Raw genomic sequence first — 25,983 nt, 5'->3', positions numbered from 1 at the left:
GTCCGGGTGCGGCGGTCGGTGTCACAGGCGGAAGTTTTCGCCGAGGTAGACCTCGCGCACGCGGGTGTCGGCCAGCAGTTCGTCCGGCGTGCCCGCGCTCAGCAGGCGCCCCTCGCTGAGGATGTACGCGCGATGGCAGATGCCCAGGGTCTCGCGTACGTTGTGATCCGAGATTAGTACGCCGATGCCGCGTTCGGCCAGGTGGCGGATGACTTCCTGGATCTCGCCGACCGAGATCGGATCGACCCCGGCAAACGGTTCGTCCAGACAGATGAACCGCGGATCGCCGGCCAGCGCGCGGGCGATCTCGGCGCGCCGCCGCTCGCCTCCGGACAGCGCGATCCCGGGGCTGTGGCGCACGGTCTCCAGCTGGAATTCCTCGATCAGGGCGTCGCCGATGCGGCGGCGCTCGTGGCGGTCGAGTTCCGGGCGCAGTTCCAGCACCGCCTGCAGGTTGTCCTGGACCGACAGGCGGCGAAAGATCGATGCCTCCTGCGGGAGATAGCCCAGCCCGGCGCGGGCGCGTTCGTGGATGGGCGCCCGGGTGATGTCGCGCCCGCCCAGGGTGATGCGCCCGGTATTGGGCCGGATCAGTCCGACCAGGCTGTAGAAGCAGGTGGTCTTGCCGGCTCCGTTGGGTCCCAGCAGGCCGACCACTTCGCCGGGCACCAGGTCCACATCCATCGCGTCCAGCACGGTACGCTGGCCATAGCGCTTGCTCAGCTCGCGGGCGACCAGATGGCCGTCGGCCGCGGGGGTCATGGATTGTCCTCGCGTGGCTGCAGGCGGATGTGCACGCGCTCGTCGTCGGTGTCGCCGCGTTCGGCGCGGATCACGTCGCGTTCGAGATCGTAGGTGATGCGCTGCCCGCGGGCATCCTCGGCGGCGGTGATGACGCGTGCCCGTTCGGTCAGGATCACGCGTTCCTCGTCGAGGAAATAGTCGATGCGCAGCCCTTCGGCGATGCGCGTCTCGCCGGTCTCGGGATCGGGCGACTCCAGGCGTGCGGGCTCGCCGTGGGCCTCGATCTCGTAGGGGCGGCGCTCGCGCATGTGCACGATCACGCGGTCCGCTTCCAGCGTGGCATCGCCGCGCACCACGATCACGTCGCCGGTGTAGGTTCCGGTGCCCGCGCGTTCGTCCATCTCGGCGTGGTCCGCGGTGATCTCCACCGGCAGGGCATCCTCGCGGCCGGTCGCCGGCGGGGCCGCCAGGAACAGTGCGAGTATGCCCGCCACGGCAAGCAGCGGGGCCGGTCGGCGGATGCCCGCGCGGCGATGTTCGGTTGTGGCCGGGTTCATTCCGGGCGGTCCTCCTGCGGCAGGTCGCTGTACAGCGTGTAGACCTCGGCGAGCAGCTCAATGGTATCCGCTTGCGGGTCGGCGCGCAGGCCGGTACCCCTCTGGAACAGTCCCGGCTGTTCCAGGGTGCTCGGGGCCGACGAGGTCGTCAGCCGGGTGTCCAGCGCCACGCGCACGTCGCGCGACTCGATCACCGTGCGTACGCGCGCGTCGCGTTCGGGGCGCAGGCCGCGGGTGTGGCCGAAGGTATGCAGCAGTTCGCGATCGGGCTGATGTGCCGCGCGCGGGGCGCGCCAGGTCCAGTTCAGGCCCCGTTGGTCCAGCAGATCCAGCTCCGGGTCATCGATGAACTGGACCGCATCCCGGTCGTATTCGCGCAGCCGCGACCCCTGCAGGCGGTGGGTGGGCCGCCCGTCCTCGCCGGTGACATGCGCGGTAAACCCCTCGATCTGCAGCGTAGGTTCCGCGTCGGCCGCGGGTTCGGCGGGCGGCTCGGCCGCTGCCGGCCCGGCGAGCAGGCATCCGGCGGCCAGCAGCCGGGCGGCGAGCGGGGTGCGGCGCGGATCCGGGGTCATGCGTGCAGGTAGCTTTCGAGCACGGCCTCAAGGCGGCCGCGCGCGGCCAGCAGGTCCTCGCAGACTTCGCGGACCGCGCCGCGCCCGCCACCGGCCGTGGTGACCCATTGCGCGTGCTGGCGCACGAACGGATGGGCGTCGCCGACCGCGATGCCCAGGCCAACCCGTCGCATCGCCGGCAGATCGACCACGTCGTCGCCGACGAACGCGGCCACGTCGGCGCGGTGCCCGGTCTGCTGCAGCAGCTGTGCCAGTGCCTCCCCCTTGTCCCGCCGGCCCTGGATGCAGTGGCGGATGCCCAGATCCTGCAGGCGATGTTCGACGACCGCCGACTGCCGCCCGGTCAGGATCGCGACCTCCAGGCCTTCGTCCATGGCCATGCGCAGGCCGTGGCCGTCGCGGCTGTGGAAGGCCTTGTACTGTTCGCCACCGTCGCCGAGGAACAGCGCGCCGTCGGTCAGCACGCCGTCGACGTCCAGGATCAGCAGTCGGGTGCCGCGCTGCAGGCCGGCGAGATCGATGTCGTCATGCATCAGGCGACCCCCGCGCGCAGCAGGTCGTGCATGTTGATCACCCCCTGCAGCCGGCCGTCCGCATCGGCGACCGGGAGGGCGTTGATGCGGCGGCTTTCCATCACCTCCAGGGCCTCCGCGGCCAGCCAGTCGGCGCGGGCGGTGTGCCCGCCCCGGGTCATCACCTCGCCAATGGTCAGCGTCTCCAGGCTCTCGCCCCGGTCCAGGGTGCGGCGCAGGTCGCCGTCGGTGAAGACCCCCAGGATTCGCGCGTCGGCGTCGCTGACGATCACCAGTCCCAGTCCCTTGCGGGTGATCTCGAACAGCGCGTCCTTCAGCGGCGCTTCGGGCGCGATGCGCGGGATCGCCTCGCCGGTATGCATGATGTCGCCGACGTGGATCAGCAGGCGCCGCCCGAGGCGCCCGCCGGGGTGCGAACGGGCGAAATCGTCGGCGGTGAAGCCGCGCGCATCCAGCACCGCCACCGCCAGGGCATCGCTCATCGCCAGGGCCGCGGTGGTGCTGGAGGTGGGGGCCAGTCCCAGCGGGCAGGCCTCGCGTTCCACGCTGACGTCCAGATGGACGCTGGCATCGGTGCCCAGGCGCGAACCGGGATTGCCGGTCATCGCGATCAGCGGGACGTCGAGGCGCCGGATCAGCGGCAGGATGGTCAGGAGCTCGTCGGTCTCGCCGGAGTTCGACAGCGCGATCACCACGTCGTCGCGGGTGATCATGCCGAGATCGCCGTGGCTGGCCTCCCCGGGGTGCACGAAGAACGCCGGCGTGCCGGTGGAGGCGAGGGTGGCCGCCAGCTTGCTGCCGATGTGGCCGGACTTGCCCATGCCAGTGACCACCACGCGCCCGCGGCAGTCGAGGATGTGGCGGCAGGCCGCGAGGAAGGCGTCGTCGATGCGCGCGGCGAGGCCGCGCACCGCATCGGCTTCGTTCTCGAGGACCGCGAGGGCGAGCTTGCGGGTGGTTTCGGGGTTCAGATCCATGCCGGTGCCGTGATTGCGAGAGTCACAAGGTAGCCGCTGAAGGCCAGCAGGAGAAGGGCCCCGTGCCAGCGGGTGATGCGGCCGGCGCCGAAGCGGGCGGCCAGCAGCACCGCCACGGTCAGGGCCAGCATCACCGGATAGTCACGGGTCAGCACTGCGGGTTCCACCGCCAGTGGCGCGATCACGGCGGGTACCGCCAGCACCGCCAGCAGGTTGAACAGATTGGAGCCGACGACGTTGCCGAGGGCCATGCCGGTTTCGCGCCGCAGCGCGCTGGCCACGGTGGTGGCCAGCTCCGGCAGACTGGTGCCGATCGCGACCAGGGTCAGGCCGATCAGCAGTTCGCCGGCTCCCAGGGCGGTGGCGATCTCGACCGCCCCCCAGACCAGCGCCTGGCTGCTCGCCAGCAACGCCACCAGACCGCCGGCGAGCCACCCCAGGGCCGCCGGGAGACCGCCGGGCGTGGCCGCCGGCGGGCGCGGGGTCAGCCCGGGGTCGGACTCCGGGGGCGTGCCGGGGTGGCGGGCCGCGCGGATCATCCAGACCACGACCGCGATCAGGCCGGCCAGCATGATCACCCCTTCCGCCCGCGCCAGCCGGCCGTCCAGCAGCAGCAACAGCACGCCGAGCGTGGCCAGCAGCAACAGTGGCAGTTCGCGTCGTACCAGCCCGTGACCGGCGATGATCGGGGCGATCAGGGCGGCCAGCCCGAGTACCAGTCCCAGGTTGGCGATGTTCGAGCCGATCGCGTTGCCCACCGCCAGCCCCGGCGCCCCCTGCAGGCTGGCCAGCAGCGAGACGATGATCTCCGGGGCCGAAGTGCCGAAGGCGACTACGGTAAGGCCGATCAGCACCGGCGAGACCCCGAGCCCGCGCGCCAGGCCGGCGGCGCCGAACACGAAGCGATCGGCACTGGCGGCGAGCAGTACGAGACCACCGACGACGGCGAGCAGCGGCAGCAGCATGCGCGGTCCGGTCGCCCCCTATCGATGGCCGACCCGCAGGAGCTCGAGGCACTCTGGGGTCGTGACCCGGGGTTGCCAGTCGAGTTCCCGGCGTGCGCGGGTGCAGTCCAGGACCAGCGGGCCGTCGAGCCCGCGCACCCAGCCCGGGTCGCCGGCGCGCGCGCTCAGGCGCCAGGCCAGCGGGTGCAGTCTGCGGATGAGGCCGGCGGGCACCGGCAGGGTCAGGCGCCGACCGTGACGGGCCATGGCGCGCAGCGACCACACCGGTTCGGTGCCCAGGTTGAAGCAGCCCGGGGCACGGCGGGTGACTGCGGCGGCGATCGCTCGCGCGGCGTCCTCCTCCCACAGGATCTGCACCGGTGCGTCGATCCCGGCGGGGTGAAGGCGGCTGCGGGCGATCCGCTGCAGCAGCGGCTGGGCATGTGGCCCGACCACCGCGGGCGGCCGCAGCACGGTGGTCACCAGCTCCGGATGCTCGCGGTCCAGAGCCTCCAGGGCCTGTTCGGTGGCGACCTTGTCCTCGGCATAGGGGAAGCGCGGGCGGGGCGGCTGGTCCTCGCTCAGGGGGACGGGCGAGTCCGGCCACGGGCCGTAGACCGCGGCGCTGGAGAGGAACACCACATGGCGCACACCGGCCTGCGCGGCGGCCGCGAAGACCGACCGCGACAGGTCCACGTTCTGCCGGCGAACCCAGTCGCGGTCGTGGCGCCGGCGTCCGCCGTGCCCGCCCATCAGCTGGAAGGCCAGGTGCACCAGGGTATCGGTCCCGGCGAGGTCTTCGGGCGTCAGTTGCGCCAGATCCTTCTGGCGCAGGTCGTAGCGGTCCGCCGGCAGGGTCGCGGCCCCGGGGAAGTCCGCCGGTTCGCGATCCAGGGCAATGATCCGCTCCACCTCCGGGGTGTGCAGCAGTTCGGGCAGCAGGACCCGGCCGATGCGACCCGCCGCACCGGTGACGGCAACACGCATGCGGTTATCCGGTCGGGGCGGGGCCATCGAGGAATTCCGGCATGACCTCTTCGGCGAAGCAGCGCATGGACTCCTCCGCCAGTTCGCGCGGCACGGCCCCGGCGCCGAAGGCCAGCAGCAGATGGTCCACGCCCGCCTCGCGCAGGGCCTCGATGCGCTCGCGGCATTCCTCGGGGGTGCCGACCAGCGTCATGCCCAGCATGTCGAGGATCTTCAGATTGATCCCGGCCTTGACCAGGTGGCGGAAGCGGCCCAGCGAGCGGTAGTAGTCGTAGCCCTCGATCAGGCGTTCCAGCACCGGCAGGGTCTGCCGGAACATGTTGCGGTAGAACCATTCGAACGCGGGCTTGGCCTCGCGTCGGGCACGCTTGCCGTCCGGCAGACACAGCACGCCGAGGGTCATGCCCACGCGCGGCGGATGCGGGGTGTCGCCGGCGGCATGGGTCCAGCCCTCGCGGTACAGGCGGATGTCCTCGCGGATCATCTGCCACGGCTTGAACGGGCCGGCCAGCGCACCGATGCCCTGTTCGGCTGCCCAGGTGAACGACTCGGGACTGACCGCGGCGGTCCACAGCGGCGGGTGCGGGTCCTGCAGCGGTGCCGGCATTACCGGGACGTCGTCGAGGTGGTGGAAGGGCCCGTGCTGGGTGATGCGGCCGGTGGCGAAGGCCTGGCGCAGCGCATCCAGTCCGGCATCCACCCGGGCGCGGCCCTCGCTCATCTCGGCGCCGAATGTGGCATATTCCGGCGGCGAGAAGCCGCGGCCGATGCCCAGCTCCAGGCGTCCCCCGGAGAGCTGGTCGAGCATGCCGACGCGCTGCGCGACCCGCAGCGGGTGGTGATAGGGCAGGGGCACGACCCCCAGGCCCAGGCGCAGGTTCCGGGTGCGCTGGCTGGCCGCGGCGAGCACCAGATCCGGCGCGGTGGAATGCGAGAACTCCGGCATCAGGTGGTGTTCCACCAGCCACGCGGTGTTGAATCCGAGGGTGTCGGCGAGATCCCACAGTGCCAGGGTGTCCTCGATCGCGCGGTGTTCGTCGATACCGAGGAATTCGGGGACGGAGATCTCGTGGAAGAGGTCGAAGTGCATCGGGAAACTGTGCCGCGCCACCGGGGTGCTGGCAAGTCGCAACGGGGGAGACACATGACGGCAGGAGATCCATCGGGCGCGGCAACCGAAGGGAAGCGCGTGCAGCTTCAGCCGGCCGCGGTCGCCCGGCCGGGTACACCGGCCTGGGACGGGTATTTCCCGGCCAGTCTGCCGCTGGACTGGCAGCTGGCCTATCTTGGCCATTTTCGTTCGCGGGTGTTCGTGCCCGGGGTGCTGGGGGCCGACGGGGCGCTCTCCGCCCCGTTCGGGGACTGGGACGACGCGGTGCCGCTCAACCTGCGCGTGACCGTCAGCTGGCCCGCGGACGTGCCCGCGGAGGCGGGGACCGCCGCTCTGGCCCGTCTCGCCGCGACCCTCGGCGAGCGTCTCGAGGGGGTGGCGTTCGAGCCGGGGGCGGCCGTCGAGGCGGCGGTTGCCGGGCTGCGGGGCGCAGGCCTGGAACGCCTGCAGGCGACAGGTCCGGGCGAATCCGTGGGGTTGCCCGGGGTGGACGAGGCGATCTGGTACCCGCAGCTCCATGCCGGCGAGGGGCCGGGGCTCTGGCGTCTGCGTCCTGCGGGCGAGCCGGATCCCGCCGGCTGGCGCGTGCTGGTGGAGGCACTGGCCGGATGCAGCCCCGCCGGGACGGTGCCGGTGTTCCTCGAGGCCTCGCCGGGCGTGCTCGACGATGTGCGCACCATCGCGAAACTGTTGACGTGATTCACGCTGGTTTGACGCACCGTGCGGCCGGGGCCAGACTCCGGCGTCCATGCCTGCGCCGCGCCGCGAGGGTCGTCGCGCCCGCATCCCGGGAGACTCGAATGTGAGCCAGTCCGCATCCGCCGAAACGCCGCACATCGTGGTGGAGGACCTGCATTTCCGCCGTGGCCGGAAGCCCGTGTTTGACGGGCTTTCGCTGGAGGTGCCGCGCGGGCGCGTGACCACCGTGATGGGCCCCAGCGGCAGTGGCAAGACTACGCTGCTGCGGCTGATCGGTGGCCAGCTGCGCCCGGATGCGGGACGCATCCTGGTCGACGGCGAGGAGATCGGGCGGCTGTCGACACGCCGCCTGTACGCGGTGCGCAAGCGCATGGGGCTGCTGTTCCAGACCGGGGCCCTGCTGACCGACCTGTCGGTGTTCGAGAATGTGGCCTTCCCGCTGCGCGAGCACACCGATCTGCCCGAGGATATCCTGCGTACCCTGGTGCTGATGAAGCTGGAGGCGGTCGGCCTGCGCGCGGCCCGCGACATGGACCCGGCCGAGCTGTCCGGCGGCATGGCCCGGCGCGTGGCGCTGGCGCGGGCGCTGGCGCTGGATCCGGAACTGATCATGTACGACGAGCCGTTCACCGGTCTCGACCCCATCACCATGGGCCAGATCGTGACCCTGATCCGGCGCACCAACCACAGCCTCGGGCTCACCAGCGTGCTGGTGTCGCACGACGTGAACGAGGCCATGAGTATCTCCGATCACGTGGTGCTGATCGCCGAGGGACGCGCGGTGGACGCCGGCCCGCCGGATGCGCTGCAGGCGCGGGCATCCGACTGGTCCGCCCAGTTCCTGGAAGGTCGGCCGGACGGGCCGGTGCCGTTCCATTATCCCGGGGACTCGTATCAGGACGACCTGCTGGACGTGGGAGGGCGCAACCATGATTGACGCGATCGCGTCGGTCGGGCGCTTCAGCCTGAATGCCCTGGCGGTGCTGGGGCGGGCCTCGATGTTCCTGCTGCGGACCTTCGCCGCGCTGGATGCGGTGGTGCGGCGCTTCGGCCTGACCGTGTGGCAGGTCTATTCGGTGGGCGTGCGCTCGCTGCTGATCGTGGTCGTCTCGGGGCTGTTCGTGGGCATGGTGCTGGGCTATCAGGGCTATATCACCCTGGTGGACTTCGGCGCTGCCGAGGCCCTGGGCGGGGTGGTCGCGCTGTCACTGGTGCGCGAGCTGGGGCCGGTGGTGACCGCGCTGCTGTTCGCCGGACGCGCCGGCTCCGCGCTGACCGCCGAACTGGGCCTGATGAAGACCACCGAGCAGCTCTCGGCGATGGAGATGATGGCGGTGAATCCCTACCGCCGGGTGTTCGCACCGCGCTTCGTTGCCGGCTTCCTGTCCATGCCGCTGCTCGCCGCGATGTTCAGCGCGGTGGGCGTGATGGGCGGTTACATCGTCGGGGTCGGGCTGCTGGGCGTGGACAGCGGGGCCTACTTCTCGCAGATGCAGGCGGTGACCGACTGGAACGAGGATGTCCTCTCCGGGGTCATCAAGAGCATCGTGTTCGGCTTCGTGGTCACCTGGATCGCGGTGTTCCAGGGCGTGGACGCCTCGCCGACCTCGGAGGGTATCTCGCGCGCGACCACGCAGACGGTGGTGGTCTCCTCGCTGGCCGTGCTGGGGCTCGATTTCATCCTGACCGGCCTGATGTTCGGCGGGGACTGAGAAGTGGAGAAGCAATCATGAAGATGCGTTTCGTCGAACTGGCCGTCGGGGTGTTCGTGCTCCTGGGCGTGGCGGCGCTGTTCTATCTGGCGGTGCAGGTCAGCAACATCACCGAATATCGCGACGGCGACACCTACGAGGTAACCGCCTACTTCTCCAACGTGGGCGGGCTGAAGGTGCGCGCGCCGGTCAACATCTCCGGGGTGCGGGTCGGCCGCGTGGCCGACATCCGCTACGACCCCGAGGCCTTCGAGGCGAAGGTGACCCTGGCGATCCGTTCGGAACACGACTACCTGCCGGCGGATACCCAGGCGAGCATTCATACCGCGGGCCTGCTGGGCGAGCAGTACGTCGCGCTGGAGCCGGGTGGCGACTACGATACCCTGCAGGACGGTGACCGGATCCTGTTCACCCAGTCGGCCGTGGTCCTCGAGAACCTGATCGGTCGGTTCATGACCAACATGGGGGATGACTGAGTCATCCCGGCCACCCAACCCCGAGGGAGTGTGCCATGCGTTTGTTGCCGAATTTCGTTCGTTCCCCGCGTACCGCGCCGGCATGGCTGGCCGCGGCGGCCCTGCTGCTGGCGACGCTGGCCCCGGCCGCTCAGGCCGAAAGCCCGGTGCAGATGATGGAGCGCTCGGTGAACGAGGTGTACGAGGTCCTGCGCGAGAACGAGGAGCGCGCGCAGGAAGAGCCCGAGTTCGTGATCGAGGTGCTGCGCGAGCGGGTGCTGCCGCATGTCGACGTGGACGGCATGGCACGGCTGGTACTGGCGCGCCACTGGCGCGATGCGTCCGACGAGCAGCGCAGCCGCTTCACCGAGGCCTTCACCACGACCCTGCTGCAGGTCTACGGGGTGCAGCTGGCGGATCACCTGGACAAGGAAGTGCGCATCATCGAACGGCGCTCGCGCGAGGACGACCGCATGGCGGTGGTGGCCAGCGAGATCGTGATGGGGTCCGGGCAGTCCAACCTGCAGGTCAATTACCGCCTGCGTCCGGTCAATGGCGAATGGAAGGTGTTCGACGTGGAGGCCGAGGGGCTGTCGTTCGTGGGCAATTTCCGCAGCCGCTTCGGTGACGAGATCTCCCGTGACGGGCTCGAGGAGCTGATCGTGCGCCTGGAGGATGGCGACGAGGAGCTGATCGAGGAGGCGGTGGACGACGTGGCCGAGGAGACCGGCGCTGCGGAGGACCGGTGAGCGACGCCCGGATTACCGCCGATGACGCGGGCCTGGTGCTGCGCGGTCATCTGACCTTCGTGACCGTGCCGGGGCTGGAACGCCAGGTGCGGCCGCTGTGGCAGGGCCTGCCCGAACATGCCCGGGTGGCGCTGGACGACACCGGGCGCATCGACAGTGCCGGTCTGGCGTTTCTGGTGACCCTGTGGCGCCAGGCCCGGCACCGGGGGCATTTCCTGGTGTTCGAGCCGGTGCCCGCACGGCTGGCGCCCCTGCTGGAACTGTACGACCTGCGGGGCGTGATCAGTGAATCCGCGGCGAAGGCGGCGGATCCGCCCGGCTGCCACTGACCGGCCCGGGGCGGGGCGCCGCGCGCCGGCGACGCAGTTTCGTTATCATTGCGGGTTTTGCCGGTCCGCTCCTGGCCCGGCGTGCGAACCGGGCAATACATGGACAAGCTCATCATCACCGGCGGCGAGCCCCTGGACGGTCAGGTCTGGGTCTCCGGCGCCAAGAACGCGGTACTCCCCATCCTGTCGGCGACGCTGCTGGCCGACAGCCCCATGGTGATCGGCAACGTACCGCACCTGCAGGACGTGACCACCACCATGGAACTGCTGGGGCGCATGGGCGTGAGCCTCACGGTGAACGAGCGCATGCGCATCGAGGTGGATCCCGCCACCCTGACCCAGTGCGTTGCGCCCTACGATCTGGTCAAGACCATGCGCGCGTCCATCCTGGTGCTGGGGCCGCTGCTGGCGCGCTTCGGCGAGGCCGAGGTGTCCCTGCCCGGGGGCTGCGCGATCGGTTCGCGGCCGGTGAATCTGCATCTGCGCGGGCTGGAGGCGCTGGGCGCCGAGATCGACGTCGATGGTGGCTACATCCATGCGCGGGCCGGGCGGCTGCAGGGCGCGCGGGTGGTGTTCGACCAGGTCACCGTCACCGGCACCGAGAACCTGCTGATGGCGGCGACCCTGGCCGAGGGCGAGACCCTGATCGAAAACGCCGCCCGCGAGCCGGAGGTGGTGGACCTGGCCGACTGCCTGACCGCGATGGGGGCCAGGATCCGCGGCGCCGGGACCGACACCATCCGGGTCGAGGGCGTGGAGCGCCTGCATGGCTGCGATTACGACGTGATGCCCGATCGCATCGAGACCGGGACTTTCCTGGTCGGAGCCGCGATGACCCGGGGGCATGTGTGCACCCGCAACACCCGGCCGGAGCTGCTCGATGCGGTGCTGGCCAAGCTGGACGAAGCGGGCGCCCGGGTGGAGACCGGTCCGGACTGGATCGATCTGGACATGCGGGGGCGTCGCCCGCGGGCGGTGAATCTGCGGACCGCGCCCTTTCCCGCGTTTCCGACCGACATGCAGGCGCAGATGATGGCGATGAACACGGTCGCCGAGGGAACCGGTTCGGTGGTGGAGACGGTGTTCGAGAACCGCTTCATGCATGCGCTGGAACTGCAGCGCATGGGCGCCCGGATCACCATCGAGGGGAACACCGCGATCGTCGAGGGTGTGGAACAGCTGGTCGGTGCGCCGGTGATGGCCACCGACCTGCGCGCCTCGGCCAGCCTGATCCTCGCCGGTCTGGTCGCCGAGGGGGAGACCGCCGTGGAGCGCATCTACCATATCGATCGCGGTTATGAATGCATCGAGGAAAAACTGAGCCAGATCGGCGCAACGATTCGCCGGGAGCCTGCCTGACATGATGGACGCCAATACCCTGACCATTGCCCTGTCCAAGGGCCGCATCCTCGAGGACACCCTGCCGCTGCTGGCACAGGCGGGGATCGAGCCGCTGGAAGATCCGGACAGGACACGCAAGCTGATCCTCGACACCACTCGCGAGGACGTGAAGATCGTGGTGGTGCGGACCACCGACGTGCCGACCTACGTGCAGCACGGTGCCGCCGCGGTGGGAGTGGCCGGCAAGGACGTGCTGATGGAGCACGGGGCCGCCGGGCTGTACGAACCGCTTGATCTGGGCATCGCCCGCTGCCGCATGATGCTGGCGGGCCACCCGGGGCAGCAGCCGGACCCGGGCACGCGCCTGCGGATCGCGACCAAGTTCGTGAACATCACGCGTAATTATTTCGCCAGCCAGGGGCGCCAGGTGGAGATCGTCAAGCTGTATGGCTCGATGGAACTCGCGCCGCTGGTGGGGCTGGCCGACTACATCGTGGATCTGGTGGATACCGGCAATACGCTGCGCGCCAACGGCCTGGAGCCGCTGGAGGAGATTACCCCCATCAGTTCCCGGTTGATCGTGAATCAGGCAGCCATGAAGATGAGACATGGACTGATTCAAAATCTCATTGAGAACCTGCGCGAGGCCGTGACGCCCGCGACGACGTAACCGAGACTGCCATGACCGCCGATACCGACGACCTCAGGATCCGTGACATCCAGGAGGTGTCCGCCCCGGACACCGTGCGCGACGAACTGCCGATCACCGATGCGGCATCCGACACGGTGTACGAGGCCCGCCAGGCCTGCCATCGGATCCTGCATGGCGAGGACGACCGCCTGCAGGTGATCGTGGGCCCCTGCTCGATCCACGACGTGGATGCCGCGCTGGACTATGCCGACCGCCTCAAGCCCCTGCGTGATGAACTCTCCGATGCGCTGAACATCGTGATGCGGGTGTATTTCGAGAAACCGCGTACCACGGTGGGGTGGAAGGGCCTGATCAACGATCCGGATCTGGACGGCAGCTTCCACATCAACAAGGGGCTGCGCGTGGCACGCGGACTGCTGCGCGATCTGGCGGTCAAGGGCATGCCGGCGGCCACCGAGTACCTCGACCTGATCAGCCCGCAGTACATTGCCGACCTGGTCGCCTGGGGCGCGATCGGCGCCCGCACCACCGAGAGCCAGGTGCATCGCGAGCTGGCCTCCGGGTTGTCGTGCCCGGTGGGCTTCAAGAACTCCACCGACGGCAGTCTGCGGGTGGCGATCGACGCGATCCGTTCGGCGTCGCGGCCGCACCACTTCCTGTCGGTGACCAAGGCCGGGCGCTCGGCGATCTTCTCCACCACCGGCAACGACGACTGTCACATCATCCTGCGCGGTGGCAAACAGCCCAACTACGATGCCGAGAGCATCGACCAGGCGTGCCGGGAGCTGCAGATGGCCGAGCTGCCCGAACAGGTGATGGTGGACTGCAGCCATGCCAACTCGCGCAAGGACCCGGCGCAGCAGATGGAGGTCGCGCGGGTGCTGGGCGAGCAGATCGCCGGGGGGGATCGGCGGATCATTGGGGTGATGCTGGAAAGCCATCTCCTCGGCGGGCGCCAGGATATCCTCCCGGGGCAGCCGCTGAACTACGGCCAGAGCATTACCGACGCCTGCATGGGCTGGGATGACTCCGAGGCCACCCTGCGCGGGCTGGCGGAAGCCGTGCGCGCGCGCCGCAAGCACAACACCCCGGCCTGACGCCCGGGCACGAGGACACGCCATGCCTTCGATCAAGCGACTCGACACGCGGGACACCGGATTCGCAACCGAGCTGGAGCGCCTGCTCGCCTGGGAGTCGGGCGAGGAGGCCGGGGTGCGCGACGCGGTGCGCGAGATCCTCGACGCGGTGAAGGCCGAGGGGGACGCCGCGGTGCTGCGCTACACCGAGCGCTTCGACCGCCTGGAGCGCGACTCGGTCGCCGGGCTGGAAGTCCCGCAGCAACGCCTGCAGGCGGCGCTGGAGGCGATACCCGCGGCGCAGCGCGAGGCGCTGGAGACGGCCGCCGAACGCATCGGCGAATACGCCCGACACCAGTCGATGCAGGACTGGCAGTTCACCGACGCCGACGGCACGGTGCTGGGGCAGCGGGTGACCCCGCTGGACTCGGTAGGGCTGTATGTGCCGGGCGGCAAGGCCGCCTACCCGTCCTCGGTGCTGATGAATGCGGTGCCGGCGCGGGTCGCGGGGGTCGAGCAGCTGATCATGGTGGTGCCGGCGCCGGACGGCGAGCTGAATGATCTGGTCCTGGCGGCTGCTGCGGTCGCCGGGGTGGACCGGGTGTTCACCGTGGGCGGTGCCCAGGCCGTCGGGGCGCTCGCGTTCGGAACCGCCACCATCCCGGCGGTGGACAAGATCGTCGGCCCCGGCAACATCTTCGTCGCCGCGGCCAAGCGCGAGGTCTTCGGCACCGTGGGGATCGACATGATCGCCGGTCCGTCGGAGATCCTGGTGGTCTGCGACGGCGAGACCGACCCCGAGTGGATCGCGGCCGACCTGTTCTCGCAGGCGGAGCACGACGAACAGGCCCAGGCGATCCTGGTGTCCTGGGACCATGCCTTTCTCGATCGGGTGAACGAGGCGATGGACCGCCTGCTGGCGGACATGCCGCGGGCCGACATCATTCGCACGAGTCTGCAGGACCGCGGCGCGCTGATCGCCGCGCGCGACCTGGACGATGCCGTTGCGGTGGCCAACCGGGTCGCCCCCGAACACCTGGAGCTGTCGCTGGCCGACCCGCAGGCGGCGCTGGACGCCGGACTGCGGCACGCCGGCGCGGTGTTCATGGGCCGGCACACCTCCGAGGCCCTGGGCGACTACTGCGCCGGGCCCAACCACGTCCTGCCGACTTCGCGCACCGCCCGTTTCTCGTCCCCGCTGGGGGTCTACGACTTCCAGAAACGCTCCAGCATCATTCAGTGTTCGCCCGAAGGCGCGGCGCGGCTGGGTCGCACCGCTGCGGAGCTGGCCCATGGCGAGGGGCTGACCGCGCACGCACGCTCCGCGGAACTGCGGCGGGAATCGTGAGCGTGAGCCGCCACGACCGGCCGGAAGACCTGATGCGCCCGGAGGTTCTGGCGCAGCCGGCCTACGCGGTGGCGGATGCCACGGGGCTGCTCAAGCTGGACGCGATGGAAAATCCGTGGCCCTGGCCGGGCGAGCTGGAGGCCGCCTGGCTGGAAGCCCTGAGCGAGCCCGAGCTCAATCGCTACCCGGATGCCGCGGCGCGCGACCTGGCGGCGCGCGTGCGTGCGGTTGAGGCGGTGCCCGAGGGCGCCGGGCTGATGTTCGGCAACGGCTCCGACGAGCTGATCCAGATTCTGATCCAGGCAGTGGCCGGCAGCGGGCGGCCGGTGATCGCGCCCGAGCCCGGATTCGTGATGTACGGCGTGCTGGCGCGCGCGCTGGGTGTACCCTTCCGCGGCGTGTCCCTGCGGCCCGACTTTGCCCTCGACCTGGATGCCCTGCTGGCGGCGATCCGCGAGGAGCAGCCGGCGATCGTGTTCCTGGCCCACCCCAACAATCCGACCGGCCGTCTGGAAGACCCCGCGACGGTGCAGGCGGTGATCGAAGCCAATCCCGGCATCACCGTGGTGGACGAGGCCTACGCGCCGTTCGCGGGTCACAGCTTCATGCCACAGGCCGGGAGTACCGCGGGCCTGCTGGTGATGCGGACGGTATCCAAGCTCGGCCTGGCGGGTACCCGGCTGGGCTACCTGGCGGCGGAGTCTGCCTGGATCGACGCGCTGGACCGGCTGCGCCTGCCCTACAATATCAACACCCTGACGCAGCGCAGCGTCCGCTTTGCCCTGGATCATCGTGACGTACTGGACGGTCAGGCGCGGGCAATCATGGCCGAACGGGGTCGTCTGCTGCAGTCCCTGGAAGGGGTGGCTGGCGTCACCTCGGTGGTTCCGTCGCAGGCCAATTTTGTCCTCTTCCGGGTCGGGGAGGGGCAGGGGCCGGCGGTGTTCGCCGGGCTGCGCGAGCGGGGCGTGCTGATCAAGGACGTGGGCCGTGCACATCCGCTGCTGGCCGACCACCTGCGGGTCACCGTGGGCCGCCCGGAGGACAACGACCGTTTCCTCGAGGCGCTGGAGGCCGCGCTGGGGCAGAGCTGAGGCCCCGAGGCCGCGGCACCCCGGAAGGGTGGCGGCCGGCGTCAGATGGGGCGCTGGGCGACTTCTGCTGCCAGGTCGTGGCGGTCGCCGGCGCGCTCGATGCGGATGCCCAGCGACTCGCCCGGCGCCGTGCGGGCGATGATGTCGAGGGCATCGCGCGGGGATTCCACCCGGTCACCGTTGAGGTGAGTAATCACGTCCCCGGGCTCGATGCCGGCCTGTGCGGCGGGTCCTTCGCGCAGCACACCGGCGACCAGTACTCCCAGGGCATCGTCGACACCGAACGAACGGGCGAGGTCCGGGCTCAGGGACTGGACTTCGATCCCCAGCCAGCCGCGCGTTACATAGCCCTGTTCGATGATCTGGGTCATCACGTCACGGGCCAGATCCGCCGGGATGGCAAAGCCGATCCCGTGGGAACCGCCGGAGCGGGAAAAGATCGCGGTGTTGATCCCCACCAGCTCGCCGTGCGCATTGATCAGCGCCCCGCCCGAATTGCCGGGGTTGATGGCGGCGTCGGTCTGGATGAAATCCTCGAAGGTGTTGATGCCCAGGCGGTTGCGGCCGGTGGCCGACACGATGCCCTGGGTGACGGTCTGGCCCACCCCGAACGGATTGCCGATGGCGAGGACCACATCGCCCACCCGCAGATCGCTGGACCGGCCCAGGGGGGCGACCGGCGGCTCGTCGGTCTCCACCCGCAGCACCGCCAGATCCGTGTCCGGATCGATCCCGATGATCTCCGCGGGCAACGCCCGGCCATCGGGCAGGACCACCGCGATCGCCTCGGCTTCTTCGATCACGTGATGGTTGGTCAGTATGTGCCCCTGCCCGGTCATGATCACGCCCGAGCCCAGGCTGGATTCCTCGCGTTCGCCGGGCGGCGGGACCCGGCGGCCGAAGAATTCCTCCAGCAGCATGCCCGGGTCCGGCTCCACGGTGCGCGAGGCCATGATGTTCACCACGGCCGGGGCCGAGCGTTCCACGGCCGGCGCATAGGAAGCGGGCGCGGCTGTGGCATCCTCGGCCGGCGTTGCCACCCGGTCCACGGTCGTGCCGTCCTCGCCGGTACCGAGCCAGTCCGGGAAGAACACCGCGATCGCCACCGCGATCAGGACGCCGGTCGCCGCAGCTTGCAGGAAGAAGCGAGAAAAATTCACCATATGGGGCAGCTTAAGGAAACACTGGTCCATGTGCACGTGCGCGTTGGTGCCCCGGGTTTTCCGAGACAAGGCGCGTCGTGCAGCGGGTAGTCGTGCAGCGGGTAGTGGTTCTTACCCGCAAGCGGCGCAACGCAGGATCGGGGAACCCGGGGCGCCAACCCCGAAGGGGCTCGGCCGCCCGTTGTTGATCAAAACGGGCGCGCGCACGGCGTTGCGGCTTCCTTGTGCAGAATGACTGCACGGCGGTCGCCGCGCCTTGTTCGCACGCAAAAGCGTCTCGAGCGCGAACGTGCACATGGACCAGTGTTTCCTTAAGGAAACGCGCGTCCATGTGCACGCCCGCCCGCGCGGATCATGTGATCCTGACACCCCCAGTCCCAACCCCTTGCCCGGGTCGTCGGCCCGGCCGGAACCGGAGTCCCTCCCATGCATCGTGACGAGCTGCTTGCGGGCCTCGACGCCCAACTCGAGCCTGCCCTGTTTACCGATTACTGTCCCAATGGCCTGCAGGTCGAGGGCCGCGCCGAGGTGCGCCACGTGGTCAGTGCCGTGACCGCCTCCGCTGCCACCATCGAGGCCGCCGCGGAGCGCGGCGCCGATGTCCTGCTGGTGCATCACGGCTATTTCTGGAAAGGCGAGCCGCAGGTCATCACCGGCATGAAGCAGCGGCGGATCCGTCGCCTGCTGGAGAGCGGAATGAACCTCGTCGCCTACCATCTGCCCCTGGATGCCCATCCGGAGATGGGCAACAACGCCTCCCTGGCACGCGACCTGGGGCTGATAGCCGACGGTACGCTGCGTGACGACGGCGTGGGCCTGGTCGGCGCGCCGGACGAGCCGCTCTCGGCCCCGGGGCTTGCCAGCCGCATCGCCACCGCCCTCGGACGCGAGCCCCTGCTGGTTACCGCCGGCGAACACCCCGTGCGCCGGGTGGCCTGGTGCAGCGGGGGCGCCCAGTCGTTGCTGCCCCGCGCCGCCGAGCTGGGCGCCGATGCCTACATCAGCGGCGAGATCTCCGAACAGACCACGCACGAGGCGCGCGAGCTGGGCGTGCACTACCTGGCCGCCGGCCACCACGCGACGGAGCGGGGCGGACCGCGGGCGCTGGGCGAATGGTGCGCGCGGACGTTCGACCTGACCCACGAATTCCTCGATCTCGACAACCCGGCCTGATACCCTGCGCCGCGGGCCGCAGCCGTCTGCTGCCGGCGGACGCCCCGGATCCTGCGACGCCGCGACGATCCGCGTCGTACTTGACCTTATTAGCGTGTTCGGGAATTCTATTACGATTTTCCTGCCCGCCCGTCGGGTCCGAACAAGAGAGCCACAAGGCTCCTTCGAGCAGGCTGCGCCCGGCGGGTGCATCCTCGCATCACGCTTTCAACACGTTGTTTGGAGAGACAAACATGGCAAACCAAGGCGTAAATCGAGGCCGTCGCCGGTTCCTCGTCGCCGCGACTTCGGTCGTGGGCGGGGCCGGTGTGGCTGCAGTCGCCGCACCGATGCTGGCGTCCCTGCAGCCGAGTGCGCGCGCCCAGGCGGCCGGGGCTCCGGTCGAGGTCGCCCTCGGCGAGATCGAACCGGGCCAGCGCATCTCCGTCGAGTGGCGCGGCCAGCCCATCTGGGTGGTCCGGCGCACGGACGAGATGATCGAAGGGCTGTCCAAGATCACGGACCGTCTGCGCGACCCGAACTCCGAAGTCGAGGAGCAGCAGCCTCCTTACGCCCAGAACGAACACCGTTCGATCGATCCCGAATTCCTCGTCGTGATCGGCATCTGCACCCATCTGGGATGCTCGCCGACCTATCGTCCGGAAATCGGTGATCCCGAGATGGGGGCCGCCTGGCAGGGCGGCTGGCTGTGCGGTTGCCACGGTTCCCGCTTCGACCTGGCCGGACGCGTCTACTCCAACATGCCGGCGGCCACCAATCTCGTGATCCCGCCGTACAAGTATCTCACGGACGACGTGATCCTGGTTGGCGAAGACGACGAAGAAGGAGGGACCGTCTGATGGCCAGTAATCCGGACGAAAAGATCCAGGGCGGCTTCCTGGGCTGGGTGGATGCACGCTTCCCCCTGTCCCAGATGTGGAACGACCACCTGGCCAAGTATTACGCGCCGAAGAACTTCAACTTCTGGTATTTCTTCGGCTCGCTGGCCCTGCTGGTGCTGGTCATCCAGATCGTCACCGGCATCTTCCTGACCATGTTCTACAAGCCGGACGCGGAGCTCGCCTTCTCGTCCGTCGAGTACATCATGCGTGACGTGGAATGGGGCTGGCTCATCCGCTACATGCATTCCACCGGCGCCTCGATGTTCTTCGTCGTGGTCTATCTGCACATGTTCCGGGCGCTCCTGTACGGCTCCTACAAGAAGCCGCGCGAGCTGATCTGGATCTTCGGCATGCTGATCTACGTCGTGCTGATGGCCGAGGCCTTCGCCGGCTATCTGCTGCCGTGGGGCCAGATGTCCTACTGGGGCGCGCAGGTGATCGTGAACCTGTTCCAGACCATCCCGTACATCGGGCCGGAGCTGGTGACCTGGATTCGCGGTGACTTCCTGCTCTCGGATGCCACGCTGAACCGGTTCTTCGCCCTGCACGTGGTGGCCCTGCCGCTGGTGCTGATCCTGTTGGTGGCCGCGCACATCATCGCGCTGCACGAGGTGGGTTCGAACAACCCCGACGGCGTCGAGATCAAGGCCCACAAGGGCGAGAACGGCATTCCGAAGGACGGCATCCGGTTCCACCCGTACTACACGGTGAAGGACATCGTGGGCGTGGGCGTGTTCCTGATCGTCTTCTTTGCCATCGTGTTCTTCGCCCCCGAGGGTGGCGGCTACTTCCTGAAGCCGGACAACTTCATCCCGTCCGATCCGCTGGTGACCCCTGACCTGATCCCGCCGGTCTGGTACTTCACCTCGATGTACTCGGTGCTGCGCTCCGTGCCGGATCCGTTCCTGGGCGTGGTGGCCATGGGGGCCGCGGTGGTGATCCTGTTCGTCATCCCCTGGCTGGACCGCAACCCCGTCAAGTCGATGCGCTATCGCTCGTTCGCGGCCAAGTTCAACCTGGCGGTGTTCGTGGTTGCGTTCGTGATCCTCGGCTGGCTGGGCCTGCAGCAGGCCACCACCGCGGTCAGCGACATGAGCCTGCGCTTCGCTCAGGTCTACTTCCTGTTCTTCTTCCTGCTGTGGTTCCTGTCGCGGGAGCGTTCGGCCGGCTTCAGCATCCTGGCGTTCCTGGTGCTGGTCGCGATCTACACGTTCTACGACGTGGTCCGCTTCGATCCGGACGAGGCCTCCCTGATCATGTGGGGCTGGCTCATCCCGACCGTTTATCTGTTCGTGACCATGGTGGCCCCCGTGTTCGCACGTGGTCTGGGCCGTGACCGTGCCGTTCCGCAAAGGGTGACTTCGTGATGAAAAAGCTGATTGCTGCAACCTTCGTGGGCCTCGCGGCCCTGTTCATGGGGCCGGCGGGTACCGCCGGCGCCAGCGAACTGATGTCGGCCAACGTGGACATCTCCAACCAGAACGCGCTGCAGCGGGGTGCCCGCCTGTTCGCGGACAACTGCATGGGATGCCACTCGACCAAGTACGAGCGTTACAACCGGGTCGGCAAGGGCATCGGCCTGACCGAAGAGCACATGGAAGAGCACTTCATCTTCGTCACCGACGAAGAGGGTGAGCCGGTAGGTGTCGGTTCGCTGATGGAGATCGCCATGGAAGACGACTATGCCGAAGAGGCCTTCGGCGTTGTCCCGCCGGATCTGACCCTGACCGCCCGCATCCACGGCGAGGACTGGCTGTATACCTTCCTCAAGTCGTTCTACCGTGACGAGTCCCGTCCGCTGGGCGCCAACAACACCATCTTCAGTAATGTCGGCATGCCGCATGTCCTGTGGCACAAGCAGGGCTGGCAGGAGCTGGTCGAGGACGAGGATGGCAACGAACGCCTGGAACTGGTCGAGAGCGGCAGCATGAGTCCGACCGAATACGATCGAGCGGTGCGCGACATCGTTACCTATCTGTCGTACATCGGCGAACCCGTGCAGCTGGAGCGCCAGCGGATCGGGGTCTTCGTGATGATCTTCCTCGCCTTCTTTACCGTGCTGGCGTACTTCTTGAAAAAGGAATACTGGAAGGACGTACACTAGGCGGGACGAGCCGTAGTCGGCGTGCCCCGGAAGACCGGGGTGCGCCGGCATCCTGTACCGTCGACCCGGCGGAACCCCATGCCGGGCTAGGGAGAATGCCATGGCGCTGGTCGCCAACCGCCGTTCCGTTATGACGCTGTTTTCTGCACACGACTGCGTGCGCTGTCACCGGGTGCGCATCATCCTCGCCGAGAAGGACATCGCGGTGGACGTGGTCAATCTCGGGCCCGACGACATGCCCGAAGATCTCTCCGACCTGAACCCGTACAACGAGGTCCCCACCCTGGTGGACCGGGATCTGGCCCTGTACGGGACCCATGTCATCACCGAGTATCTCGACGAGCGCTTCCCGCATCCGCCACTGATGCCGGTGGATCCGGTCTCGCGCGCGGCCGCGCGTCTGGCGCTCTATCGCGTCGAGCGCGACTGGTACGAGGGACTGGACAACCTCGCGAAGGCTTCGGGTTCCGGTATCAGCAAGGCCCGCAAGGTGCTCAAGGAGAGCTTTATCGCGTCCGGCGAGATCTTTGAACTCAAGCCGTACTTCCTGAGTGACGAGTTCAGTATCGTGGATGCGGCCATCGCCCCGGTCATCTGGCGGTTGCCGGCCGTGGGCATCGAACTGGAAAGCCTGCCGCAGGCGATCCAGGACTATGCCGAACGGGTGTGCCGGCGCGAATCCTTCTCCATCAGCCTGACCGAAGCCGAACGGGAGCTGCGGCTTTGACTTCTTCCCGCCCCTATCTGCTGCGTGCCCTGTGGGACTGGATCACCGACAACGGCATGACACCGCACCTGCTGGTGGATGCCACGGTGGACGGCACGGTCGTGCCGGACGCGTTCGTCGAGCAGGGCAAGATCACCCTGAATGTGGGCCCCACGGCCGTGCAGGGTCTGGAGCTGGGGGACGAGTACGTGTCGTTCTCGGCACGGTTCGCCGGCAGTCCGATGGATGTCTTCGTGCCGCAGACCGCGGTGATGGCGATCTACGCGCGCGAGAACGGCCAGGGGATGATGTTCGGCAGCGAGCCCGGGCCGGATCCGGACCCCGGTCCCGGAGACGGGCCGCCGGATGACGGCGACGACGCGGGTGATGGCGGCGAGGGCGGCGACGAGGCGCCCCGGCGCAAGGGCGGCCCGTCCCTGACCGTGGTCAAGTAAGGCCGCGCGTCACGGCGCGGGCGGCGCCTTCCCCGGATTGAGGATCCCGTCCGGATCGAACACCGCCCGCACCCCTTCCATCAGCGTCAGTGCGGCCGGATCCAGTTCGCGATCCACGAACGGTCGCTTGACCAGTCCTACGCCATGTTCCCCCGACAGGCTGCCGTCGAGCGACAGGACGAGGCGGAACACTTCATCCAGACACACTTCGGCCCGTTGCATCTCTTCCGGGTCGTCCGGATTGACCAGCAGGTTCACGTGGATGTTGCCGTTGCCGGCGTGGCCGAAATTGACGATGCGGATGGCGTGCCGCTCGGCCAGTTCCTCCAGGCCGCCGATCAGGGCGGGGATCCGCGATACCGGCACCACGACATCTTCGTTGATCTTCTTCGGGGCAATGGTCCGCAGCGCCGGTGACAGGGCCTTGCGTACCTGCCAGAGACGGTCCATCGCCTGGGGTGTGTCGGCGACATCCACGCTCAGGGCCCCTTCCGCAGCCGTCCGGCGGATCCCGTCGGTCCGGGGTTCGATGATCTCCGCGGGACCGTCGGATTCGATCATCAGGATGGCCCCGGCGTCTTCCGGCAGTTCCACCCCGCCATACCCGCGGATCATCCCGATCGCCGAGCGATCCATGAACTCCAGCGCCGAAGGCGACTCCGCGCGCGCCATCAGTTTTGCGACTGCCCGGGCCGCCGCATCGATGCTCGGGTAGACCGCCTGCAGCAGGCGGGTACACTCCGGACGGGGTGTCAGCTTGAGGGTCGCCTGGGTGATGATCCCCAGAGTTCCCTCCGAGCCGATCAGCAGGCGGGTGAGGTCGTAGCCGACCACACCCTTGGTGGTGCGTACGCCGGTGCGAAAGTGTTCCCCGGTGCCCGCGACGGCCTCCAGACCGAGCGTATTGTCGCGCGGCGTTCCGTACTTCACCGCGTGCGGCCCGGCCGAGTTGTAGGCGAGATTCCCTCCCAGGGTGCAATACGCGGCACTGGTTGGGTCGGGCGGCCAGAAGAAACCGTGTTCGCCTGCCGCGGCCTGAATCTCGGCGTTGGTGACCCCGGGTTCGGCAATCAGCCACCGATTCGCGGGATCCACATCCACGATGCGGTTCATGCGCTCCAGGGACAACACCAGTCCGCCGTGGTCGGGAACCGCCGCGCCGGTCGTCCCCGTCCCCCGGCCACGCGCCACCAGCGGCGCCCCGAGGCGCCGGCACAGGCGGACGAGTTCGACGACGGTCTCACTGTCGCGGGCGAACGCCACGGCTTCGGGCGCGGCGTGCAGGCGGGAATTGTCGGCGCCATAGGCCCAGCAGTCCGCCGGGTCCAGCAGGCGGTCCTCCGGCGGCAGCAGACGTTCGATCTCGCGCGCCAGATCGCTCATGAGTCGTCCGCCCGGATCGCGTCCACGATCCATTCCAGCCCGCCATCACCGTCCACCGCCACCACGTCGAAGCGCGCCGGGCCGTTCCAGTCTTCCTCCAGCATCCAGGTTTCCGCCATGCGCACCAGTTTGCGGCGCTTGCGCCGGTCGACGCTCTCGAGCCCGCCTCCGTAGTCCTGATTGCTGCGCATGCGGACCTCGACGAAGACCACGGTGTCCCCGTCGCGCAGAACCAGGTCCAGCTCGCCCCAGGGCCGCCGGACATTGCTGGCGACCAGCCGAAGCCCGCGATCCTGGAGATAGCGCGCGGCGCGTTGTTCGGCCTGCTGGCCGGATTCTCCCGGACGGAACATCAGTCGGAGGGAGTTCCGGCATCCAGCCGCCGGGGTTCACCACGGACGAACCGTGCCCAGGCCGGCGTCCGCTGCCAGTCACCGGTCAACGGGTTGAGTTGCCACTCGCCGGCGGTGCCGACGAGCGTTGTATGCGGGGCCGCGTAGCTTGTATCGGCGCGTATGGCCAGCCGCCGGGCGTCCATGCCCAGGGCATAGAAGCGCGGCAGCCCGGATTGTTCCCGCAGCGGCTCGGCTCCGGTGTTCCCCAGCGCGGCGATTTCAGTGAACAGCCCGGGCGCATCCGGGAACGCGATCCCGTTGAGATCGCGGTCGCGCGAGGCGTCGGGGCGACCGGGATAGACATGTGGTGTGGACATCATCGGCAGGCGTGAGGCCTGGTGGAAGTGCAGATGCGGCGCGATGCGGCGTACGTCGGCAGCGCTTCCCGCGACGAAGATGTAACCGACATCGGCGCGGATCTGCGGGTCGCCTTCGAGACCGAGTCCGAGGCGGCGGGACACCGACGCAATGCGCTCGCGACTGCGATCAATACCGACATGGGCGGCGATGCGGTCGTTGAGGTCCCCGGCACGGGTGTCCACTCGCGCCACCTCCCGTGGGGGTGCCCCGTGTTCCTCGGCGGCCAGTGACCATGCGGATGCCAGGCGATCACCGAAGGCCCCCTCGGCGATGATGCCGAGGCCGGCGCCCCAGCCGGTGCGAGCCGCGCGGTCGGCCACGGCGCGGGCGTCGGCCTCGGGATCCAGCGCCAGTGTGGTTACGCCGCGCGGCAGGGCGTTGGCGGTGCGGTTGAGGAGCACCCCGGGCCGATGATCCTCGAGGTCGGCGACCGCGGCGACGGCATCGCGCTGCAGCGGGCCGATAATGTGATCGGCACCTTCGAGGACTGCATCCCGGTAAAGGGCAACGGCCTGGCGTGGATCGCCCCGGGTGTCGCGCACCCGCAGCTGCCCCTGGTCGTCGGCATAATGCGCCCGGGTGATGCCGTCGAGAACCGCCTCTCCAAGGCCGGCCAGATTGCCCGACATTGGCAGCAGGACCACCGTATCTCCGGCCGGGTCCGCGCTGGCGCGCGACGCCGCGAGCAGCTCCGGGAGATGGCTGTTCGCGGGATGCCGGGGGAAGGCTTGCTGCCAGCGTCGGGCAAACGTTTCCGCTGCGGCGGCATCGTCTGCCCGGCCCAGTCCCCGGAACAGTTGGTGCCAGCCATCGGCCCCGACGATGTTCTCGCGCCCGAGTCGTTCCCGCTGGGTCGGGCGCAGGGCGGCCATCAGGCCCCAGATCCGCTCATGGTTGGCGGTCTGCAGATCGGGTTCCAGGGTCAGCAGCGAATCCAGCCGAAATCGCACATTCAGGGCCTGATACCATTGCTGCTCCCGTTCCAGCAGCCGGGCATGCAGCTCCATCCCGCGCCGATGGAATTCCGGGGTGCGTGTCGGATCGTCCGGATCGTCAGCCCCCAGGCGCTCGGCCGCGAGGTCGGCCTCCCCACGGTGCCAGGCCAGCCAGCCGCCGCGCACGCGGTCGGCAAGCGGGCGTGGCTCCGCGTCGAGCAGGCGGTTCCAGGCCGCCTCCGCGCGTTCCAGCAGCGGTTCCGGGACCGGGTCCAGTGCCAGCACCGCGTCGACCGCGGCCCGCAATTCCTGCGGCTCGGCCTGCTCGTCCGGCAACGCCTCGATTCGCTCGAGCCGATGCTCGGCCAGCGGCTCCGGGGCCAGCTCGATCTCGGCCGGGATTTCGGGGTCCGGATCCGGTGTCGGCGCGGGATCCGGTTGCGGCGCAGCGCAGGCGGCCATCAGGCCGGCCGCCAGCAGTACCATGAGCGGGCGCGTCAGGCCCGGGCCCGGCACGGAGCGGTGTAGCGGGCGGAAGGGGAGCG

At 69.1% G+C, this 25,983-nt stretch carries 29 protein-coding genes; 17 read left to right on the top strand and 12 right to left on the bottom strand.

The features are described from left to right. Positions 1-21: 21 nt before the first annotated feature. The 8 genes from lptB to F573_RS0103355 are packed head-to-tail and all read right to left on the bottom strand — an operon-like array spanning position 22 to position 6,407. Positions 22-762: an LPS export ABC transporter ATP-binding protein gene (gene lptB, locus F573_RS0103390; RefSeq protein ID WP_019021459.1), complete on the bottom strand. Its 741-nt coding sequence runs from the start codon at positions 760-762 to the stop codon at positions 22-24. Beyond that, positions 759-1,301, bottom strand: coding sequence for a lipopolysaccharide transport periplasmic protein LptA (lptA, locus tag F573_RS0103385; RefSeq protein WP_019021458.1), 543 nt, complete (start codon positions 1,299-1,301; stop codon positions 759-761). Before lptA ends, lptB begins: the two co-directional genes overlap by 4 nt. Beyond that, positions 1,298-1,876 carry an LPS export ABC transporter periplasmic protein LptC gene (gene lptC / locus F573_RS0103380; protein ID WP_019021457.1) on the bottom strand — a complete coding sequence of 193 codons (579 nt, stop codon included), beginning with the start codon at positions 1,874-1,876 and terminating at the stop codon, positions 1,298-1,300. The genes lptA and lptC overlap by 4 nt, the downstream gene beginning before the upstream one ends. Then, positions 1,873-2,409 carry an HAD family hydrolase gene (locus F573_RS0103375; protein ID WP_019021456.1) on the bottom strand — a complete coding sequence of 179 codons (537 nt, stop codon included), beginning with the start codon at positions 2,407-2,409 and terminating at the stop codon, positions 1,873-1,875. The genes lptC and F573_RS0103375 overlap by 4 nt, the downstream gene beginning before the upstream one ends. Beyond that, the gene (locus tag F573_RS0103370) at positions 2,409-3,386 is read right to left on the bottom strand and encodes a KpsF/GutQ family sugar-phosphate isomerase (RefSeq protein WP_019021455.1); all 978 of its coding nucleotides are present in this window, start codon (positions 3,384-3,386) and stop codon (positions 2,409-2,411) included. The genes F573_RS0103375 and F573_RS0103370 overlap by 1 nt, the downstream gene beginning before the upstream one ends. Continuing rightward, positions 3,377-4,351: a calcium/sodium antiporter gene (locus F573_RS0103365; protein WP_019021454.1), complete on the bottom strand. Its 975-nt coding sequence runs from the start codon at positions 4,349-4,351 to the stop codon at positions 3,377-3,379. The genes F573_RS0103370 and F573_RS0103365 overlap by 10 nt, the downstream gene beginning before the upstream one ends. 18 nt (positions 4,352-4,369) lie before the next feature. After that, positions 4,370-5,317, bottom strand: coding sequence for an NAD-dependent epimerase/dehydratase family protein (locus F573_RS0103360; RefSeq protein ID WP_026300782.1), 948 nt, complete (start codon positions 5,315-5,317; stop codon positions 4,370-4,372). A gap of 4 nt (positions 5,318-5,321) precedes the next feature. Further along, complete coding sequence (locus F573_RS0103355; RefSeq protein WP_019021452.1) at positions 5,322-6,407, bottom strand: LLM class flavin-dependent oxidoreductase; 1,086 nt, start codon at positions 6,405-6,407, stop codon at positions 5,322-5,324. Positions 6,408-6,506: 99 nt separating this feature from the next. On the opposite strand from F573_RS0103355, the gene F573_RS0103350 reads away from it, so the two are divergent. The 11 genes from F573_RS0103350 (at position 6,507) to hisC (ending at position 15,883) form a co-directional block, all read left to right on the top strand. Further along, a complete protein-coding gene (locus tag F573_RS0103350; protein WP_019021451.1) occupies positions 6,507-7,127 on the top strand; it encodes a hypothetical protein in 621 nt (206 codons plus the stop codon). A gap of 103 nt (positions 7,128-7,230) precedes the next feature. Further along, complete coding sequence (locus tag F573_RS0103345) at positions 7,231-8,064, top strand: ABC transporter ATP-binding protein (protein WP_019021450.1); 834 nt, start codon at positions 7,231-7,233, stop codon at positions 8,062-8,064. Further along, the gene (mlaE, locus tag F573_RS0103340) at positions 8,057-8,839 is read left to right on the top strand and encodes a lipid asymmetry maintenance ABC transporter permease subunit MlaE (RefSeq protein ID WP_018869845.1); all 783 of its coding nucleotides are present in this window, start codon (positions 8,057-8,059) and stop codon (positions 8,837-8,839) included. The genes F573_RS0103345 and mlaE overlap by 8 nt, the downstream gene beginning before the upstream one ends. Positions 8,840-8,856: 17 nt before the next feature. After that, entirely contained in the window at positions 8,857-9,315 is a 459-nt protein-coding gene (gene mlaD / locus F573_RS0103335) for an outer membrane lipid asymmetry maintenance protein MlaD (RefSeq protein WP_018869846.1), read from the top strand. A 35-nt stretch (positions 9,316-9,350) separates the two neighbouring features. Further along, on the top strand, positions 9,351-10,043 hold the full coding sequence (locus tag F573_RS0103330; RefSeq protein ID WP_019021449.1) for a phospholipid-binding protein MlaC: 693 nt from the start codon (positions 9,351-9,353) through the stop codon (positions 10,041-10,043). Further along, positions 10,040-10,372: a lipid asymmetry maintenance protein MlaB gene (locus F573_RS0103325; protein WP_018869848.1), complete on the top strand. Its 333-nt coding sequence runs from the start codon at positions 10,040-10,042 to the stop codon at positions 10,370-10,372. The genes F573_RS0103330 and F573_RS0103325 overlap by 4 nt, the downstream gene beginning before the upstream one ends. Positions 10,373-10,471: 99 nt before the next feature. Beyond that, entirely contained in the window at positions 10,472-11,731 is a 1,260-nt protein-coding gene (gene murA, locus F573_RS0103320; protein ID WP_019021448.1) for a UDP-N-acetylglucosamine 1-carboxyvinyltransferase, read from the top strand. A 1-nt stretch (position 11,732) separates the two neighbouring features. Next, positions 11,733-12,383, top strand: coding sequence for an ATP phosphoribosyltransferase (hisG, locus tag F573_RS0103315; protein WP_018869850.1), 651 nt, complete (start codon positions 11,733-11,735; stop codon positions 12,381-12,383). 11 nt (positions 12,384-12,394) lie between these two features. Then, a complete protein-coding gene (locus F573_RS0103310; protein ID WP_018869851.1) occupies positions 12,395-13,462 on the top strand; it encodes a 3-deoxy-7-phosphoheptulonate synthase in 1,068 nt (355 codons plus the stop codon). A gap of 22 nt (positions 13,463-13,484) precedes the next feature. Beyond that, complete coding sequence (gene hisD, locus F573_RS0103305) at positions 13,485-14,789, top strand: histidinol dehydrogenase (protein ID WP_019021447.1); 1,305 nt, start codon at positions 13,485-13,487, stop codon at positions 14,787-14,789. Positions 14,790-14,821: 32 nt separating this feature from the next. Further along, the gene (hisC, locus tag F573_RS0103300; protein ID WP_231384386.1) at positions 14,822-15,883 is read left to right on the top strand and encodes a histidinol-phosphate transaminase; all 1,062 of its coding nucleotides are present in this window, start codon (positions 14,822-14,824) and stop codon (positions 15,881-15,883) included. Between the two features lie 41 nt (positions 15,884-15,924). On the opposite strand, the gene F573_RS0103295 is transcribed toward hisC, so the two are convergent. Beyond that, entirely contained in the window at positions 15,925-17,046 is a 1,122-nt protein-coding gene (locus F573_RS0103295) for a trypsin-like peptidase domain-containing protein (protein ID WP_019021445.1), read from the bottom strand. A gap of 426 nt (positions 17,047-17,472) precedes the next feature. Here F573_RS0103295 and F573_RS0103290 point away from each other — a divergent pair, with 426 nt between their 5' ends. From F573_RS0103290 to F573_RS0103265, 6 genes are all read left to right on the top strand, one after another. Further along, positions 17,473-18,219 carry a Nif3-like dinuclear metal center hexameric protein gene (locus F573_RS0103290; protein ID WP_019021444.1) on the top strand — a complete coding sequence of 249 codons (747 nt, stop codon included), beginning with the start codon at positions 17,473-17,475 and terminating at the stop codon, positions 18,217-18,219. A 233-nt stretch (positions 18,220-18,452) separates the two neighbouring features. Then, positions 18,453-19,058, top strand: coding sequence for a ubiquinol-cytochrome c reductase iron-sulfur subunit (petA, locus tag F573_RS0103285; RefSeq protein ID WP_026300780.1), 606 nt, complete (start codon positions 18,453-18,455; stop codon positions 19,056-19,058). Continuing rightward, the gene (locus tag F573_RS0103280; RefSeq protein WP_019021442.1) at positions 19,058-20,467 is read left to right on the top strand and encodes a cytochrome bc complex cytochrome b subunit; all 1,410 of its coding nucleotides are present in this window, start codon (positions 19,058-19,060) and stop codon (positions 20,465-20,467) included. Before petA ends, F573_RS0103280 begins: the two co-directional genes overlap by 1 nt. After that, positions 20,467-21,204 carry a cytochrome c1 gene (locus F573_RS0103275; protein WP_018869858.1) on the top strand — a complete coding sequence of 246 codons (738 nt, stop codon included), beginning with the start codon at positions 20,467-20,469 and terminating at the stop codon, positions 21,202-21,204. The genes F573_RS0103280 and F573_RS0103275 overlap by 1 nt, the downstream gene beginning before the upstream one ends. A 100-nt stretch (positions 21,205-21,304) precedes the next feature. Further along, entirely contained in the window at positions 21,305-21,931 is a 627-nt protein-coding gene (locus F573_RS0103270) for a glutathione S-transferase N-terminal domain-containing protein (RefSeq protein ID WP_019021441.1), read from the top strand. Then, on the top strand, positions 21,928-22,365 hold the full coding sequence (locus tag F573_RS0103265) for a ClpXP protease specificity-enhancing factor (protein ID WP_018869860.1): 438 nt from the start codon (positions 21,928-21,930) through the stop codon (positions 22,363-22,365). Before F573_RS0103270 ends, F573_RS0103265 begins: the two co-directional genes overlap by 4 nt. A gap of 9 nt (positions 22,366-22,374) precedes the next feature. Here F573_RS0103265 and F573_RS0103260 read toward each other — a convergent pair whose 3' ends face one another. The 3 genes from F573_RS0103260 to F573_RS0103250 are packed head-to-tail and all read right to left on the bottom strand — an operon-like array spanning position 22,375 to position 25,924. Then, entirely contained in the window at positions 22,375-23,748 is a 1,374-nt protein-coding gene (locus F573_RS0103260) for an FAD-binding oxidoreductase (protein WP_019021440.1), read from the bottom strand. Further along, a complete protein-coding gene (locus tag F573_RS0103255; RefSeq protein ID WP_019021439.1) occupies positions 23,745-24,101 on the bottom strand; it encodes a YraN family protein in 357 nt (118 codons plus the stop codon). The genes F573_RS0103260 and F573_RS0103255 overlap by 4 nt, the downstream gene beginning before the upstream one ends. Further along, positions 24,101-25,924 carry a penicillin-binding protein activator gene (locus F573_RS0103250; protein WP_019021438.1) on the bottom strand — a complete coding sequence of 608 codons (1,824 nt, stop codon included), beginning with the start codon at positions 25,922-25,924 and terminating at the stop codon, positions 24,101-24,103. Before F573_RS0103250 ends, F573_RS0103255 begins: the two co-directional genes overlap by 1 nt. Positions 25,925-25,983 lie beyond the last annotated feature (59 nt).

Source organism: Thioalkalivibrio sp. ALE23 (genome assembly GCF_000378545.1).
Taxonomy (GTDB): domain Bacteria; phylum Pseudomonadota; class Gammaproteobacteria; order Ectothiorhodospirales; family Ectothiorhodospiraceae; genus Thioalkalivibrio.
This window is presented reverse-complemented; position numbering and strand designations above follow the sequence as displayed.